Below are 16,132 nucleotides of genomic sequence, written 5' to 3'. Positions count from 1 at the left end.
CGGAGGCCGCCGTGGGCAACCCGCTGCTCACCTTCTGGTCGCGGCGCCGGCCGGACGACGACCAGCGGCGCATCCGCCGCGCCCGCGCGCTGGCCGCCACGTCGTCGTCGGCCAAGGCGTCGGCGACGATCTTCCTGATCCTCCGGCGGATGCGCGCCCCGCTGATCGTGCTCATCGTCATCTTCTCGGTGAGCGTCCTGGGGCTGACGCTGATCCCGGGGGTGGACGCCGAGGGGCGGCCCTGGCGGATGGGCTTCTTCGACGCCATCTACGTCATGAGCTACACCGCGACGACGATCGGCTTCGGCGAGATCCCGTACCCGTTCACCTACAACCAGCGGATGTGGCTGACGGTCTCGATCTACCTCACCGTCATCGGCTGGGCCTACGCGATCGGCTCGCTGCTGTCGCTCATCCAGGACCGCGCGTTCCGCCAGGCGCTGGCGCTGCAGCGGTTCTCGCGCAAGGTGGCCCGGCTGGCCGAGCCGTTCGTCCTCATCGCGGGCTACGGCCGCGCCGGTGAGCTGCTGGGCCACTCGATGGACGCGCTCGGCCGGCGGGTGGTCGTGCTCGACCGCGCCGCCGAGCGGATCGAGGGCCTGGAGCTCGAGTCGTACCGGGCCGACGTGCCGGGGCTGGCCGCCGACGCCCGCGACCCGGCGCACCTCGGCGTCGCGGGTCTCGACCACCCGATGTGCGAGGCGGTGGTGGCGCTGACCGACGACGACGAGGCCAACCTCGCCGTCGTCATGACCGCCACCCTGCTGCGACCCGACGTCCCGGTGATCGCCCGGGCCACGACGCGGGCGATGGGGGAGCGGATGCGGTCGTTCGGCTCGCCGAGCGTCGTGAACCCGTTCGACGTCTTCGGCGACCACGTGCGGCTCGCGCTGCGGGCGCCGGCGTCCTACCAGCTGCTCACCTGGCTGGAGAACGGGCCGGGCGGGCCGCTGCCGCCGCGGGGGTCGCCGCCGCGCACCGGCCGCTGGGTGGTCTTCGGCTACGGGCGCCTCGGCCGGGAGCTGACCCGCGACCTGCGGGACGAGGGCATCCAGGTGACCGTGGTCGACCCGCAGCCGGGGGCCGACGGCGAGGACGGCGTGGTGGCCGACGGTTCCGAGCCCGGCGTCCTGGACCGGGTGGGGATCGGCTCCGCGGTGGGGTTCGTGGCCGGCACGGACAACGACACGACCAACCTCTCGCTGGTGGCCGCGGCCCGTCGGGCGGCGCCCGAGCTGTTCGTCGCCGCCCGGCAGAACCGCCCGGCGAACGCACCGCTGTTCCAGGCCATGGAGATCGACGCGCTGCTCGTGCCCACCGAGGTGGTGGCCCACCAGGTGTACGCGCAGCTGTCCACGCCGCTGCTGTGGCGCTTCATCCGCGACATGCCCGGCCGGGGCGACGCCTGGGCGGCCGAGCTCGTCGAGCGACTCACCGGGCTGTGCGGCGAGCAGCTGCAGGCCCTGTGGAAGGTGCGGCTGTCGGCGGAGGAGGCGCCGTCGCTGCCGGCATGGCTGCGGTCCGGCGAGGCGCGCCTCGGCGACCTGCTGCGCAACCCCGAGGACCGCGACGAGCCGCTGCACGCCGTCGTGCTCCTGGTGCTCCGCGGCGACGAGGCCACGCTGGACCCGGGCCCGGACTTCGCGCTCCGCGAGGGCGACGAGCTGCTCCTGGCCGGCTGGCCGGCGGCGCGGCGCGCGCTGGCCATCACGCTGCAGGTGGACTCGGCCCGGGAGTACGTGGTCTCCGGGCAGCGGGTGCCCTCGGGCTGGGTCTGGCGCCGAGTGGAGGAGCAGCTGCGCCGGGACCCCGCCCGGCGCGGCTGACCGCGGGTGGGCCCGGGACGGCGACGCGGCCCGGTCCAGGAGGACCGGGCCGCGTCGGAGGGTGCGCCGTCAGGGACTCGAGACCCGAGCCCGCTGATCACGAGCCGCTACCACCACGTCGGCCGTGGACGGCGAACGTGTCAGCGAGCGGGCAGCCCGGTGTTGTTGCCGGCACCCGACCTGTCCACGGCCCCGGCGTTGAAGTAGCTGCCGTCGAAGTGCACGTCGTCAGCACCGGGCATGATCGTGACCGCGGGCCGGATGCCGACCCCCGTCACGGTGATGCCGTGGCCGTGGATCTCGACAGCCGGCTGGTTGAGCCAGCGCGACACCCCGAGGTGGAAGCCGCGGGTGTTCTCGGTGAACTGCATCCCGCCGACGGTCGAGGCGGTGACGTAGACGTCGTTCGAGCCGCCGAGGTAGGCGAAGGGCGAGCCCTGCGTCTCGACCTGGAAGAAGCTCCTGGGAACCGCGCTGTTCTGGAACCCGTCGGCCATGTGGACGGCGTAGCGGTCGCCGGTCGGGTCGGCGTTGTACCGGGCGACGTCGAGCTTCTCGGCGCGGAACTGCGACCCCGCGTGGATGGTCTCGAAGTCGATGCAGTACCCCTCGAAGCCGAGGACCGCCACGTTGTCGAGCACCTGGCGACCGTCGTCGCCGGTGAGGACGAGACCGCGGCCGCCGAACTGCGCGCCCTGGCCCTGGATGGCCAGGTTCTCCAGGGTTGCGCTCTCGGGCAGGACGGCGAAGTCGCCGTCGAAGGTGCGGAACCACTTCGTCAGGGCCTTGCCCGCGCCGACGATCCTGGCGTTGTCGGGGAGGACCGGCGCGCGCTCGAAGACGTACTCACCCGGGGGCATCGTCACCAGGAGCGAGGTGGCCAGGGCCTGCTCCAGCCGCGCTGCGGTGCCTCCTCCGGGCCCGACCTCGACCGCCCCCGCCGTGGGATCGCTCGACGAGGGATCGGGTCGCTCGTCGCCTGCGGGGTCGCCGGTCGTGTCGGCGGAGGAGGTGGCCGGGGCGGGCGCTACCGGCGCAGGGGTGACGGGGGCCGCGACGGCCGGGGCGCCGGAGGGCGACGTCCCTGCGGTCGACGGGACGTCCCCGGCGGGCGGAGCTCCGTGATCCGGGGTCCCGGGGTGCGAGCCGGCAGCGCCGGAGACGGTCGTCCGGGCCCCGGCGAGGAGCGCCGGGCTGTCGGGTGCGGGCGAGGCCACCGGGAACGGCCCCGCGAGCGCTGCGACCGTCGCCACGGCGGCCAGGGTGAGGGCCACCCCTGCGAGGAAGCCGTGCCGGCCTCCGGAGCGGTCGCCCCGTCGGAACTGCGCCGCGGCGCGCGCCTCGCGGCTCGGGACGGACGGGACGTGGTGCATGGGAGCTCTCCAACGGGTTACAGCGGTGTAGTTACTCAAAAGAGGGAACCATGCGCTCTGCGTGACGGGGTGACGCCTGTGGCGGCTGTGGTTGCCGGGGCGCGCGAGGTGACGCTTCGGTTGCGGCGCGGGGTGGCGGCTTGCGCCTCGACGGCGTCCGCAGCGCCGTCCGCCTCGGCTGTCCGCGTGGTCCCGGCTCTGCCGTGGCGGTGGCAGGCCCCTCGACCGCCCGAACTGGGGGAGCGCGTGGGGAGCAGCGCCCCGGGAACGACGAAGCGGCGATGTCCGTGGACATCGCCGCTGGTCAGGATCGTGCAGAGTGCGCCATCAGGGACTCGAACCCCGAACCCGCTGATTAAGAGTCAGCTGCTCTGCCAATTGAGCTAATGGCGCGGATCGCCGGCGAGCCGGCAACGAGGGAGAACGATACCAGCGCCCCGGGGCCGTGGTGACACCCCCCGGGGGCGGGCTCCGCCACACCCGCCGGCCGTGTCCCTCCGCAGCCGCCGCCCCCGCGCCGGCGGAGCTGGGACACTCGGGAGGACGCCCGGTCGCCCGGGCGACGGGGAGAGGGGACGACGGTGCGACGGACAGCCGTACTGATCACCGCGAGCGCGCTGGTGTTCCTCACCGGCTGCAGCGGCGACGACGCCGGGGGCTCGGCCGAGCAGGCCGCGGAGGTGCCGCCGGCGCAGGTCGGCGTCTCGGTGGCGGACGGGTCGACCGACGTCTCCCCGGTCACCCCGCTGGAGATCGAGGTGACCGACGGCGAGCTCGAGCAGGTGACCGTCGTCGACGGCGCCGGTGCCGAGCTCGCCGGTGAGGTGGTCCCGGCCGAGGACGGCTCCGGCACCCAGGTGTGGACGCCGGAGACGCCGCTGGCCTACGGCACCAGCTACACCGTGACCGCGACGGCGGCCAACGAGGACGACGAGACCGCCGAGGCGGCGAGCACGTTCACCACGGTCACGCCCGCGACGCTGTCCACGCCGTCCATCGGCCCGCTGGACGGGCAGACCGTCGGCGTCGGCATGCCGATCCGGGTGTGGTTCGACGACCCGGTGGCCGACAAGGCCGCCGTCGAGAGCAACCTGAAGGTCACCTCGTCCACGCCTACCGACGGCGTGTGGAACTGGTTCAGCGACACCGAGGTGCACTTCCGCCCGTCGCAGTACTGGCCGGCGCAGACCGACGTCCGGCTCGACGCCACGCTCTACGGGGTCGACTTCGGCGACGGCGTGTGGGGCGAGAAGGACCGCACGGTGTCCTTCCGGATCGGCGAGAAGCACGTCTCGATCGCCGACGCCTCCACGCACACGATGGAGGTCTACGACGGCGACCAGCTCGTCCAGACCTGGCCGATGAGCGCGGGCAGCCCCGACAACCCGAGCTACAACGGCCCGCACGTGGTCACCGAGCTCAACCGCGACCGGATCATGGACTCCAGCACCTACGGCGTGCCGGTGGACAGCCCGGAGGGCTACCGGACGCCGGTCGAGTACGCCGTCCGCATCTCCGACAGCGGCGAGTTCGTGCACGCCGCGCCGTGGTCGGTGGCCCAGCAGGGCAACAGCAACGTCTCGCACGGGTGCATCAACCTCTCCACCGAGCGGGCCGCCTGGTTCTTCGACTTCTCCCAGCCCGGCGACGTCGTGGAGATCCGGGGCTCGAGCGCCGGCACCCTGCGCTCGGACGTCTACGACTGGACCATCCCGTGGGCCGAGTGGCAGGCCGGCAGCGCGCTCAAGTGATCACCTGATCCGACCGGCGCGTTTCCTGCTCCCACCGCGCGGGAACCCCCCAGCGAGCCGAACCGAGGAGGGGTTCCCGTGGACACCTGGCTCATCGTCCTGCTGGTCGTCGTCGCCGTCGTGCTGCTCGCACTGCTGGCGCTGGCACTGAGCAAGCGTTCCAAGGTCAGCCGCGCCAAGAAGCGGGAGCAGGCGCGCGAGCACCTGCAGGAGGCGCAGGTCCGCGCCGCCCGCGCGGACAAGGAGCAGGCCCTCGCCGAGGAGCAGGCCGCCCGCGCCCGGCGTGAGCTGGCCGAGGTGCAGGAGCGCGCCGCCGTCAGCGAGCACGAGGCGCGCGAGCGCGCCGCCCGCGCCGGCGAGGACCGCTCCGCCGCCGACCAGCTCCGCGCCAAGGCCGAGAAGCTGGCGCCTGACCTCGCCTCGCGCGGCACCGGGGCCGGCGCCGACACCGCGCCGCAGCACGCCGCTCCCGCCGGCGACCAGACGGTGGTCACCGAGCACACGGTCACCCGCACCGACCAGCCGGACACGGGCGGCGCGACCCGCCGCTGAGTTCCGCCCCCGTCGACGGTCCTATCCCCGGAGGACCGTCGACACCGGAGGGGCGTCATGACCGATCTGCTGGCCATCGGCACGCGCAAGGGGCTGTTCCTGGCGCGCAGCGAGGACGACCGGCGCACGTGGGCCGTGAGCGAGCCGCACCTGCTCGCCCAGGAGGTGGCCGCGGTCTGCGTGGACACCCGTCGGTCGGCGCCCCGCATCCTCGCCGGCATCCAGTACGGCCACTGGGGCCCCACCGTCATGTGGTCCGACGACCTGGGGGCCAGCTGGCAGGAGACCGACCACGGGGCGATCCGCTTCCCCGAGGACGCCGGCGCGGCGCTGGCCCGCGTGTGGCAGCTGCGGCCCGACACCGCGGAGCGCCCGGACGTCGTCTGGGCCGGTGCCGAGCCGCACTCGCTGTGGCGCAGCACCGACGGCGGCTGCAGCTTCTCCCTCGTCCGCGGCCTCTGGGACCACCCGCACCGGCCGACCTGGGAGCCGGGCGGCGGTGGGGGAGCGGTGCACACCGTCATCCCCGACCCGGCGTCCGAGCGGGTGACGGTCGCCATGAGCACCGGCGGGGTCTACGTCAGCGAGGACGGCGGTGGCAGCTTCGAGCCGCGCAACAAGGGGATCAGCGCCGTCTTCCTGCCCGACGCCGAGCCCGAGTACGGGCAGTGCGTGCACAAGGTCGCCGTCGACGCCGCCGGGCCCGACCGGATGTACGCGCAGAACCACTTCGGGGTCTTCCGCACCGACGACGCCGGGCGGTCGTGGTCCTCGATCGCCGGCGGGCTGCCGGCCGACTTCGGCTTCCCGATCGCCTCCTCGCCGTCCACGCCCGGTACCGCCTGGGTCGTGCCCCTGGTGGCCGACATGCAGCGGGTGCCGCCGGCCGGCAGGCTGCGCGTGCACCGCACCCGGGACGCGGGCGGCACCTGGGAGGAGGGCGGCGAGGGCCTGCCCGACGCCGCCTGGACCGCGGTCATGCGGGACGCCTTCTGCGTCGACGAGGGCGACCCGACCGGCGTCTACGTGGGCACCCGCGACGGCTGCGTCTACGCCAGCGCCGACGAGGGGGACACCTTCACGCTGGTCGCCGACCACCTGCCCGACGTCCTGGCCGTGCGGGCGGTGCGGCTGCCGTGAGCGTGGAGGTGGTGCTGCCCGGCGTCCTGGCCGACCTGGCCGGCGGCGCCAAGCACCTCGACGTGCAGCCGGCGGGGGAGACCCTCGCCGACCTGCTCGACGCGCTGGCGGCGGCGCACCCGCTGCTGGGCCGGCGGATCCGCGACGAGACCGGGCAGGTGCGCCGGTTCGTGAACGTCTACGTCGACGGCGACGACGTCCGGTTCTGCGGCGGACTGGGCACCGCGGTCCGGGACGGCGCGCAGGTGCAGGTGCTGCCCTCGGTCGCCGGGGGCTGAGCGGTCAGAGGGAGGCGAGCTCCGCGCAGGACGGGCAGAGCTGCTGCTCGTCGTAGCCCTCCGGGGGCCAGGGGAGCTGCTCGTCGATGGAGACGTAGGCGCCGCACAGCGCCTTGCGGCTCTGCCCGTTGACCCGCCCGATGGTGGCGTGCGCCGGGCCGATCTGGCGGGGCTTGAGCCCGTCGGCGCCGAACGAGCCGACCATCACCACCGCGTGTGCCGTGCCGTACGCGTAGACGCTGGTCATGCCCTCAGGGTCCGGACCCGTTCCGCCGGGGGCCAGCACCGGCGGGTGCGTGTTCGGCGCACCCGCCCCACCAGCCCCGCCGGTCACCCGTCCTCGGCGATGATCTGCTGCAGTGCCCGGACGTGCGCGGCGTAGGCGCGGGCGCCCTCGCGGGTGAGCGACAGCCAGAGGCGGCTGCGCCCGTCGCGCACGGCCCGCTCCTGGGTGACGTAGCCGGCGTCGGCCAGCTGCGAGACGTGCTTGCTCAGCGCCGACTTGGACAGTTCGAGGCGCTCCAGCAGCACGCCGAACTCGACGCTCTGGGCGGCGCTGAGCATGGCGCAGATCCGCAGCCGCTGCGGTGCGTGGATGACCTCGTCGAAGGCCGCCGTCTCAGCGGCCATCGCCGTACTGCTGCCGGTAGCGGGCGCCGGTGACCAGCACGACGGCGGCCGAGAAAGCGGCGCCGAGGATCCAGACCCACCGGGCGCCGGTGGTCTCGGTGATCGCCCAGCACGCGGCGAAGCTGCCGAGGAGCAGCGCCAGGAACGGCAGCATGTCCCGGGGGCGGGCGGACGCCCACGCGACGCCGTCGCGGTTGAGCCAGTACCGCTGCCCGAGGCCGCCGGCGGCCAGGGCGATGGCGAGGACGGAGATCAGCTGGGCGTACCGGCCGCCGCCGGACCCGGGGAGCAGGCGCACCAGGTGCAGGCCCGCGACGGCCGCGGCCTGCGCGGCGAAGAACCAGGCCGGGATGGGCGGGTAGCGCACGGCCTCCGCGTCCTGGTGCAGCCGGCGCAGCGTCTCGCGGGCCTCGTCCGGGGTCGGGCGGTCACCCGAGCTGGTTGCCATGCAGGAAACAGTAGTGGCGAGTTTCCTGCATGGCAACCCTCGGCGCGTCAGGCGGCGTAGATCTTCTCCACCTCGCCGGCGAACTCCTTCATGAGCACCGACCGCTTCATCTTCAGCGACGGGGTCAGCTGCCCGCCCTCGACGGTCCACTCCACCGGCAGGATCGCGAAGGAGCGGATCGACTCCGCCTTGGAGACCTGCTTGTTGGCCGCGTCGACGCCGGCCTGGATCTCGGCGCGGATCTCCGGGTCGTCGACCAGGTCGGCGATCGGGGTGCCGGTGGGCCGGCCCTTGCTCTCCAGCCAGGCGGGGAGGGCCTCGGCGTCGAGGGTGACCAGGCAGCCCACGAACGGGCGCCCGTCGCCGACCACCATGCACTGGCTGACCAGCGGGTGGGCGCGCAGCCGGTCCTCGAGCACGATCGGCGCGACGTTCTTGCCGCCGGAGGTGACGATGAGCTCCTTGATCCGGCCGGTGATCGTCACGTAGCCCTCGTCGTCGATCGTGCCGACGTCGCCGGTGGCGAACCACCCGTCGCGCATGACCTCCGCCGTGGCGTCGGGGTTCTTCCAGTAGCCGCGGAACACCTGCGGCCCCCTGACCTGGATCTCGCCCAGGTCGGCGATGCGCACCGCGGACCCGGGGGCGGGGCGGCCGACGGTGCCGATCTTCAGGCTGTCCGGCCCGCTGACCGTGGCCGGGCCGGTGGTCTCGGTGAGGCCGTAGCCCTCGAGGATGGTCACCCCGATGCCGCGGAAGAAGTGGCCCAGCCGCTCGCCGAGGGCCGCGCCGCCGGACAGCGACGTCGTCACCTTGCCGCCCATGGCGGCCCGCAGCTTGCCGTAGACCAGCTTGTCGAACACCGCGTGCTGGATGTTCAGACCGATCCCGGCGCCGCCGGTGTCCTGCGCGCGGGACCAGGCCACGGCCACCCGCTCGGCACGGTCGAAGATCGCCCCCTTGCCGCCGGCGTGCGCCTTCTGCCGCGCGCCGTTGTAGACCTTCTCGAACACGCGGGGCACGGCGACCAGCGACGTCGGCTGGAACGTGCCGAGGTCGCCGAGCAGCTCGGCGAGGTCGCCGGTGTGCCCGAGCCGGACGCCGGCCTGCACGCAGGCCACCTCGATGATCCGCGCGAACACGTGGGCCAGGGGCAGGAACAGCAGGTTGCTCCCGTCGCCGGAGCGCATGTCCGGGAGCAGCTGCTGGGCCAGCTCGGCGACGTAGAGGAAGTTGCCGTGCGTCAGCTCGCAGCCCTTGGGGCGGCCGGTGGTGCCCGAGGTGTAGATGACCGTCGCCAGGCTGTCGCCCGACAGCCCGTCGCGCCGGACGGCGAGCTCGCCGGCGGGCACGTCGGCCTCGCGCGCGGCGACGGCGTCGAGGTCGCCGGACTCGATGACCCAGACTTCGCGCAGGTCGGGCACGCGGTCGCGCACCGACTCGACCAGCTCGCGGTGCGCGGCGGTCTCCACCACGACGGCCACGGCGCCGGAGTCGGAGAGGATCCACTGGGCCTGCTCGGCCGAGGAGGTCTCGTAGATGGGGACGGCGACGGCGCCGGCGGTCCAGATCGCGTAGTCGGCGAGGGTCCACTCGTAACGGGTCTTGCTGAGGATGCCGACGCGGTCGCCGGCCTGGACGCCGGCGGCCACGAGGCCGCGCGCCAGGGCGTCGACCTGGTCGGCGAACTCCCGGCTGGTCACCGGCGTCCAGCTGCCGCCGACCTTGCGGCTGAAGCGGACCGTGTCGGGGCTGGTGCGGGCGTGCTCGGTGACCACGTCCGCGAGCGCGGCGGTGGGCGGGACCTGGAACGTGGCGGGGCTGGAGTACTCCTGCACGGGTGGGCTCCTCGCGTGACACGACGATGTGACGTGGGCCGCAAACTAACAGAACGCACTGTCTGTATGTTGCGATCTGCCGCATCGTCATCCGACCGACATGATCTAGCTCCGGAGGACCCCTGTGCAGTCAGCGCTCTACGAGGCCGAGCACGAGGCGTTCCGCGCCAGCGTGCAGGAGTTCCTGGCCAAGGAGGTCGTCCCGCACCACGCGGCGTGGGAGGAGGCCGGCCAGGTCGACCGCTCGGTCTGGCTCAAGGCGGGGCAGCAGGGACTGCTCGGCATGGACGTCCCCGAGGAGTACGGCGGCGGCGGGGTCAAGGACTTCCGCTACAACGCGATCCTCGCCGCCGAGGTGAGCCGGGTCGGCGCGAGCGGCCTGGGCTTCACGCTGCACAACGACGTCGTCGCGCCCTACCTGCTGGAGCTGTGCACCGAGGAGCAGAAGCAGCGCTGGCTGCCGAGGTTCACCAGCGGCGAGATGATCACCGCGATCGCCATGAGCGAGCCCGGCGCCGGCTCCGACCTGCAGGGCCTCAAGACGACGGCCCGCCGCGACGGCGACGACTGGATCCTCAACGGCTCGAAGATCTTCATCACCAACGGCATCCTCTCCGACCTGGTGATCGTGGTGGCCCGCACCGACCCCGAGGCCGGCGCGCGCGGTTTCTCGCTGCTCGCCGTCGAACGGGGGATGGCGGGCTTCGAGCGCGGCCGCAAGCTCGACAAGGTCGGCATGAAGGCCCAGGACACCGCCGAGCTGTTCTTCGAGGACGTCCGCGTCCCGGCCGCGAACTTCATCGGCACGGAGGGGCACGGCTTCTTCCACCTGATGGCCAACCTGCCCCAGGAGCGGCTGTCGATCGCGGCGGTCGCCGTGGCCGCCAGCCGGATCGTGCTCGACACGACGATCCAGTACTGCAAGGACCGCACCGCCTTCGGCCGGCCCATCGGCTCCTTCCAGCACAACCGCTTCGTGCTGGCCGAGATGGAGACCGAGGTGTCGATCGCCGAGGTGTTCCTCGAGAAGGCCATCCTCGAGCACAACGCCGGCCGGTTCACCGTCGAGGACGCGGCCAAGGCCAAGTGGTGGACGACGGAGCTGCAGAAGCGCGTCGTCGACCAGTGCGTGCAGCTGCACGGCGGCTACGGCTACATGCTCGAGTACCCCGTCGCCAAGGCGTTCCTCAACTCCCGCGTGCAGACCATCTACGGCGGGACGACCGAGATCATGAAGGAGATCATCGGCCGCTCCCTCGGCGTCTGACCGCTTTGTCGCGATGAAGCAGGTACGTACTCCCACGAGAGGACCCGCATGAGCACCGAGGCGTTCATCTACGACGCCGTGCGCACCCCGCGCGGCAAGGGCAAGAAGACCGGTGCGCTGCACTCGGTCAAGCCGATCAGCCTGACCACCGGCCTCATCGACGAGGTGCGCCGGCGCAACCCCGGCCTGGACCCCGCGCTGGTGGACGACGTCGTCCTCGGCGTCGTCTCGCCGGTCGGCGAGCAGGGCGCGGTGATCGCCAAGACGGCGGCGCTGGCCGCCGGGCTGCCCGAGACCGTGGCCGGCGTCCAGATCAACCGGTTCTGCGCCAGCGGCCTGGAGGCGGTCAACCTGGCCGCGCAGAAGGTGCGCTCCGGGTTCGAGGACCTCGTCCTCGCCGGCGGCGTGGAGTCCATGTCCCGGGTGCCGATGGGCTCCGACGGCGGGGCCTGGGCCATGGACCCCGAGACCGCGGCCCGCACCCACTTCGTCCCGCAGGGCATCGGTGCCGACCTCATCGCCACCCTGGGCGGCTGGAGCCGCGAGGACGTCGACGCCTACGCCGCCGAGTCGCACGCCCGCGCCGCGAAGGCCTGGTCGAACGGCTACTTCGAGCGCTCCGTCGTCCCGGTCACCGATCGCAACGGCACCCTGGTGGCCGACACCGACGAGCTGGTCCGCCCCGGCACGACCGTCGAGTCGCTCGGCGCGCTGCCCTCCGCCTTCGCCGGCATCGGCGACATGGGCGGCTTCGACGCCGTCGCGCTGGACCAGTACCACTGGGTCGAGCGGATCGACCACGTGCACACGGCCGGCAACTCCAGCGGCATCGTCGACGGCGCCGCGCTGGTCGTCGTCGGCAGCGAGGAGGCCGGCCGGGCCAACGGGCTCACCCCGCGCGCCCGCATCGTCAGCACGGCGCTGTCCGGCGCCGACCCGGTGATCATGCTGACCGGCCCGGCGCCGGCCACCCGCAAGGCGCTGGCCAAGGCCGGGCTCACCGTCGACGACATCGACCTGGTCGAGATGAACGAGGCGTTCGCCGCCGTCGTCCTGCGGTTCATGGCCGACACCGGCTTCGACCACGAGCAGGTCAACGTCAACGGCGGCGCCATCGCCATGGGCCACCCGCTGGGCGCCACCGGCGCCATGATCCTGGGCTCGCTCGTCGACGAGCTCGAGCGGCGCGACCTGCGCTACGGCCTGGCCACCCTGTGCGTCGGCGGCGGGATGGGCATCGCCACCGTCGTCGAGCGAGTCTGAGGAGCACCCCCGCATGTCGAACAGCACCATCCGCTGGGAGCAGGACGCCGACGGCGTCGTCGTCCTCACCCTCGACGACCCCTCGTCGTCGGCCAACACGATGAACGACGCGTACGTGCGCTCGATGGGGGAGACCCTCGACCGGCTGGACGCCGAGAAGGGTTCCCTCCGCGGCGTCGTCCTCACCAGCGCGAAGAAGACGTTCTTCGCCGGCGGCAACCTCGGCGGCCTGATCCAGGCGACGCCCGAGACCAAGGACGTCGTCCTCGCGAACGTGACGCTGGTGAAGCGGCAGCTGCGCCGGCTGGAGACCCTGGGCCTCCCCGTCGCCGCGGCGATCAACGGCGCCGCCCTGGGCGGTGGCCTGGAGATCGCGCTGGCCTGCCACCACCGCGTCGTCCTCGACGACCCGAAGGTGAAGCTCGGCTTCCCCGAGGTCACCCTCGGGCTGCTGCCCGGCGGTGGCGGCGTCGTCCGGTCGGTCCGGCTGCTCGGCCTGACGACCGCGCTGCTGGAACTGCTGCTCCAGGGGCAGCAGCTGCGGCCGGAGAAGGCGGTGAAGCTGGGCCTGGCGCACGAGACCGCGGCCGACCGCGACGAGCTGCTCGCCAAGGCCCGCGCCTGGGTGCTGGCCAACCCCGACGCCGCCCAGCCGTGGGACACGAAGGGCTACAAGGTGCCTGGCGGCACCCCGTCGTCGCCGTCGCTGGCGTCAAGCCTGCCGGCGTTCCCCGCGAACCTGGAGAAGCAGCTCAAGGGCGCGCCCTACCCGGCGCCCGCGGCGATCCTGGCCGCGGCCGTGGAGAGCCTCCAGGTCGACGTGGAGACGGCGTTCGTCGTCGAGGGCCGCTACTTCCTCGACCTCGTCGTCGGGCAGATCTCGACCAACATGATCCAGGCGCTGTGGTTCGACCTGAACCGGATCAACGGCGGCGGCTCCCGCCCGTCCGGGCCGGAGAAGTACGCGGCGCGCAAGGTCGGCGTGCTCGGCGCCGGGATGATGGGCGCGGGGATCGCGCACGCGTTCGCCAAGGCCGGCGTGGACGTCGTCCTCAAGGACGTCGGCGTCGAGGCGGCCGAGAAGGGCAAGGCGCACGTCGCCGGGCTCGTCGGCAAGCAGGTCTCCCGCGGGCGCATGGCGCAGGAGGCGGCCGACGCCCTCCTCGCCCGCATCACCCCGACCGGCGACGCCGCCGACCTGGCCGGCTGCGACGTCGTCGTGGAGGCGGTGTTCGAGGACCAGGCGCTCAAGCACCGGGTGCTGTCGGAGGCGGAGGCCCACGCGGCGCCGGACGCGCTGCTGGCGTCCAACACCTCCACCCTGCCGATCACCGGCCTGGCCGAGGGCGTCCAGCGGCCGGCCGACGTCGTCGGCATGCACTTCTTCTCGCCGGTGGACAAGATGCCGCTGGTCGAGCTGATCGTCGGTCGGGACACCTCCGACGAGGCGCTCGCCCGGGCCTACGACGTCGTGCGGCAGATCGGCAAGACGCCGATCGTCGTCCAGGACAGCCGCGGCTTCTTCACCAGCCGGGTGTTCGGGACCCTGGTGATGGAAGGCGCCGCGCTGCTGGCCGAGGGCCTGGCCCCGATGAGCGTCGAGCGCGCGGCGCTGCAGGCGGGCTTCCCGGCCGGTCCGCTGACCCTCCTCGACGAGGTGACCCTGACGCTGCCGCTCAAGATCCGCGACGAGGCCGCCAAGGCGGGCATCGCCGACGAGCACCCGGGGGTCGCGGTGCTCCGGGCGATGGTCGAGCAGGGGCGCACCGGGAAGGCGGCCGGTCAGGGCTTCTTCGACTGGCAGCCGGAGAAGCGGGTGTGGCCGGGCCTGTCCGGGCTGTTCCCGTCGAAGGCGCCGGACGCCCAGGACGCGGTGCCGTTCCACGACGCCCAGGAGCGGCTGCTGTTCGCCATGGCGGTCGAGACCGCCCGGTGCGTCGAGGAGGAGGTGCTCACCTCGGTCGAGGACGCCAACATCGGCTCGATCATGGGCATCGGCTTCCCGCCGCTCTACGGCGGCGTGCTGCAGTACGTCGACCAGTACGCGGGCGGCGTGGCCGGGTTCGTGGCCCGCGCCGACGAGCTGGCCGACCGCTACGGCGAGCGGTTCCGCCCGCCGGCGATCCTGCTCGAGCGCGCCGTCCCGGCCGGGAGCCTCCGCGCGGCGGTGGCCGGCTGACCGCCAGCACCCCGCTCGGGTCCCGCCCGCCGCTGCGCCGCACCCAGGCGGAGCGGCGGGCGGCGACCCGTGCCGCCCTGGTGCGCGCCACCGTCGAGTCCCTCGTGGAGCTCGGCTACGCGCACACCACCACCCAGGAGGTGCAGCGGCGCGCCGGGGTCTCCCGCGGTGCGCTCACCCACCAGTTCACCTCGAAGGCCGAGCTGGTCCTGGCCGCCGTCGACCACCTCTACGGCGAGTTCAGCGCCAGCGTCCGGGAGGCCGCCGCCGAGCTGCCCACCGAGCCGACGGCGCGCATCCGGGCCGGCGTCGAGCTGGTGTGGCACCGGTTCCACGGGCCGCTGTTCGTCGCGGCGATGGAGCTCTGGACGGCGGCCCGCACCGACGCCGAGCTGCGCGCGGCGCTGCTGCCGCACGAGCGGCGGCTGGGGGTGCAGCTGCGGGCGCTCGCCATGGAGGTGTTCGGCGAGGAGGTGGCCACCCACCCCAGCGCCGAGGCGGTCTACCAGGTGCTGCTCACCTCGATGCGCGGGCAGGCGCTCACCTTCGCGCTGCAGCCCGACGCCCCGCGCGACGGCCAGCACCTGAAGCACTGGCTGGCGATCGTGGAGGCCTTCACCGCCCGCGTCCGCTCCTGACCCTGCCCCCGTTCAGCTTTCGGTACCGGGAGCTGAACGGGTCCGAACTCCCGGGTCAGAACTCCCGGCGTCCGCGCTGGCGCCAGGGCCGGCCGTCGGGGTCGTAGGCGAGGTCGTAGAGCGGGGTGACGAGCCACCGGCTCAGCCGGCCCCCGCCGGGGCGCCGCGGGTGGCTGCGCAGCCGTCCCGGGGGCCGCGGGCCCTGCCGCCCGCCGGCGTGCCAGGCGTCGAGGTCCGCAGCGGCCCGCCGCACCGCCTCCACGGCACGGCCGGGGTCGAGCAGGTCGGCGTCGTCGCCGTCGGCCCGGTCCAGGTGCTCGCGCATCAGGGTGAGCCGCAGGTCGCGGGCGAAGCCGCGCGCGCCGTCGCCGAGGCCACCGGGGTCGGCCGGTTCCCGCAGGTCGCGGCGCTCGTCGAGGACCGCGGCGGTCAGCTCGGAGTCGTGCGTCCACGACCGGCGGTTGAGGTTGGCGCTGCCGACCGCGGCCCACACGTCGTCGATCACGCAGACCTTCGCGTGCACGTACACCGGGAAGCCGGCCGCGTTCTCGACGTCGAACAGCTGCACCCGGTCGCCGCCGGCCGCCACGACGGTGCGCCAGGCCGCGTTCTGCCCGAGCAGCGAGGCGGGGACGTCGAAGCGGCCCTGGGCGTCGACGTACCGGGGCACCACGGCGATCACCTCCAGCTGCGGCGAGCGGCGCAGCGCGGCGGCGAAGATCCGCGCGACGTCGCGCGACCACAGGTACTGGTCCTCCACGTAGACCAGCCGGCGGGCGCGGGCCAGCGCCTTCGCGTAACCCCGGGCCACGCTGCGCTCGCCCTGCGGCGCGAACGGGTACGCCGGACGCCGCCGCGGGTAGGTGCGCAGCAGCTGCACGGTGCGGCTGCCGACCGGTGCCGGCGCGGGGCCGGGCGCGGGGAGCGGATCGGCGGCGCGGGGCAGACC

At 73.7% G+C, this 16,132-nt stretch carries 15 protein-coding genes and 1 tRNA gene; 9 read left to right on the top strand and 7 right to left on the bottom strand.

Annotated elements, in window-relative coordinates; all coding sequences use genetic code 11:
- Window positions 1-11: 11 nt before the first annotated feature.
- Window positions 12-1,826, top strand: coding sequence for a TrkA family potassium uptake protein (locus tag DQ241_RS07080; RefSeq protein ID WP_199584181.1), 1,815 nt, complete (start codon window positions 12-14; stop codon window positions 1,824-1,826).
- A 140-nt stretch (window positions 1,827-1,966) separates the two neighbouring features.
- Here the strand turns inward: DQ241_RS07080 and DQ241_RS20380 are convergent, their stop codons facing one another.
- Window positions 1,967-2,692, bottom strand: a complete 726-nt coding sequence (locus tag DQ241_RS20380) for a hypothetical protein (RefSeq protein WP_147252346.1) — start codon at window positions 2,690-2,692, stop codon at window positions 1,967-1,969.
- A gap of 827 nt (window positions 2,693-3,519) precedes the next feature.
- A tRNA-Lys gene (locus tag DQ241_RS07070) sits at window positions 3,520-3,592 on the bottom strand.
- A gap of 188 nt (window positions 3,593-3,780) precedes the next feature.
- Between DQ241_RS07070 and DQ241_RS07065 the strand changes: the two genes are divergently transcribed.
- From DQ241_RS07065 to DQ241_RS07050, 4 genes are all read left to right on the top strand, one after another.
- On the top strand, window positions 3,781-4,950 hold the full coding sequence (locus DQ241_RS07065; protein WP_233492284.1) for an Ig-like domain-containing protein: 1,170 nt from the start codon (window positions 3,781-3,783) through the stop codon (window positions 4,948-4,950).
- Between the two features lie 78 nt (window positions 4,951-5,028).
- On the top strand, window positions 5,029-5,502 hold the full coding sequence (locus DQ241_RS07060) for a hypothetical protein (protein WP_113829497.1): 474 nt from the start codon (window positions 5,029-5,031) through the stop codon (window positions 5,500-5,502).
- A gap of 57 nt (window positions 5,503-5,559) precedes the next feature.
- Window positions 5,560-6,642 carry a sialidase family protein gene (locus DQ241_RS07055; protein ID WP_113829496.1) on the top strand — a complete coding sequence of 361 codons (1,083 nt, stop codon included), beginning with the start codon at window positions 5,560-5,562 and terminating at the stop codon, window positions 6,640-6,642.
- Window positions 6,639-6,920: a ubiquitin-like small modifier protein 1 gene (locus tag DQ241_RS07050; protein ID WP_113829495.1), complete on the top strand. Its 282-nt coding sequence runs from the start codon at window positions 6,639-6,641 to the stop codon at window positions 6,918-6,920. Before DQ241_RS07055 ends, DQ241_RS07050 begins: the two co-directional genes overlap by 4 nt.
- Before the next feature lie 4 nt (window positions 6,921-6,924).
- Here DQ241_RS07050 and DQ241_RS07045 read toward each other — a convergent pair whose 3' ends face one another.
- The 4 genes from DQ241_RS07045 to DQ241_RS07030 all read right to left on the bottom strand — a co-directional run bounded on the left by DQ241_RS07045 (window position 6,925) and on the right by DQ241_RS07030 (window position 9,836).
- A complete protein-coding gene (locus DQ241_RS07045; protein ID WP_113829494.1) occupies window positions 6,925-7,167 on the bottom strand; it encodes a hypothetical protein in 243 nt (80 codons plus the stop codon).
- An 83-nt stretch (window positions 7,168-7,250) separates the two neighbouring features.
- The gene (locus DQ241_RS07040; protein ID WP_113829493.1) at window positions 7,251-7,550 is read right to left on the bottom strand and encodes a transcriptional regulator; all 300 of its coding nucleotides are present in this window, start codon (window positions 7,548-7,550) and stop codon (window positions 7,251-7,253) included.
- The gene (locus DQ241_RS07035) at window positions 7,540-7,998 is read right to left on the bottom strand and encodes a hypothetical protein (protein ID WP_113829492.1); all 459 of its coding nucleotides are present in this window, start codon (window positions 7,996-7,998) and stop codon (window positions 7,540-7,542) included. The genes DQ241_RS07040 and DQ241_RS07035 overlap by 11 nt, the downstream gene beginning before the upstream one ends.
- A gap of 47 nt (window positions 7,999-8,045) precedes the next feature.
- Window positions 8,046-9,836 (bottom strand): long-chain fatty acid--CoA ligase, encoded by a 1,791-nt coding sequence (locus DQ241_RS07030; RefSeq protein WP_113829491.1) that lies wholly within the window; start codon window positions 9,834-9,836, stop codon window positions 8,046-8,048.
- Window positions 9,837-9,960: 124 nt separating this feature from the next.
- On the opposite strand from DQ241_RS07030, the gene DQ241_RS07025 reads away from it, so the two are divergent.
- From DQ241_RS07025 to DQ241_RS20545, 4 genes are all read left to right on the top strand, one after another.
- Window positions 9,961-11,103, top strand: a complete 1,143-nt coding sequence (locus tag DQ241_RS07025; protein ID WP_113829490.1) for an acyl-CoA dehydrogenase family protein — start codon at window positions 9,961-9,963, stop codon at window positions 11,101-11,103.
- Between the two features lie 48 nt (window positions 11,104-11,151).
- Window positions 11,152-12,366, top strand: coding sequence for an acetyl-CoA C-acetyltransferase (locus tag DQ241_RS07020; protein WP_113829489.1), 1,215 nt, complete (start codon window positions 11,152-11,154; stop codon window positions 12,364-12,366).
- 13 nt (window positions 12,367-12,379) lie between these two features.
- Window positions 12,380-14,545, top strand: a complete 2,166-nt coding sequence (locus DQ241_RS07015) for a 3-hydroxyacyl-CoA dehydrogenase NAD-binding domain-containing protein (RefSeq protein WP_113829488.1) — start codon at window positions 12,380-12,382, stop codon at window positions 14,543-14,545.
- 80 nt (window positions 14,546-14,625) lie between these two features.
- A complete protein-coding gene (locus DQ241_RS20545) occupies window positions 14,626-15,183 on the top strand; it encodes a TetR/AcrR family transcriptional regulator (protein ID WP_158545891.1) in 558 nt (185 codons plus the stop codon).
- Window positions 15,184-15,238: 55 nt separating this feature from the next.
- On the opposite strand, the gene DQ241_RS07005 is transcribed toward DQ241_RS20545, so the two are convergent.
- On the bottom strand, window positions 15,239-16,132 hold an 894-nt coding region (locus tag DQ241_RS07005), incomplete at its 5' end, for a phospholipase D-like domain-containing protein (RefSeq protein ID WP_233492283.1).

Source organism: Blastococcus sp. TF02A-30 (assembly GCF_003319185.1).
Classification (GTDB): domain Bacteria; phylum Actinomycetota; class Actinomycetes; order Mycobacteriales; family Geodermatophilaceae; genus Blastococcus.
This window is presented reverse-complemented; position numbering and strand designations above follow the sequence as displayed.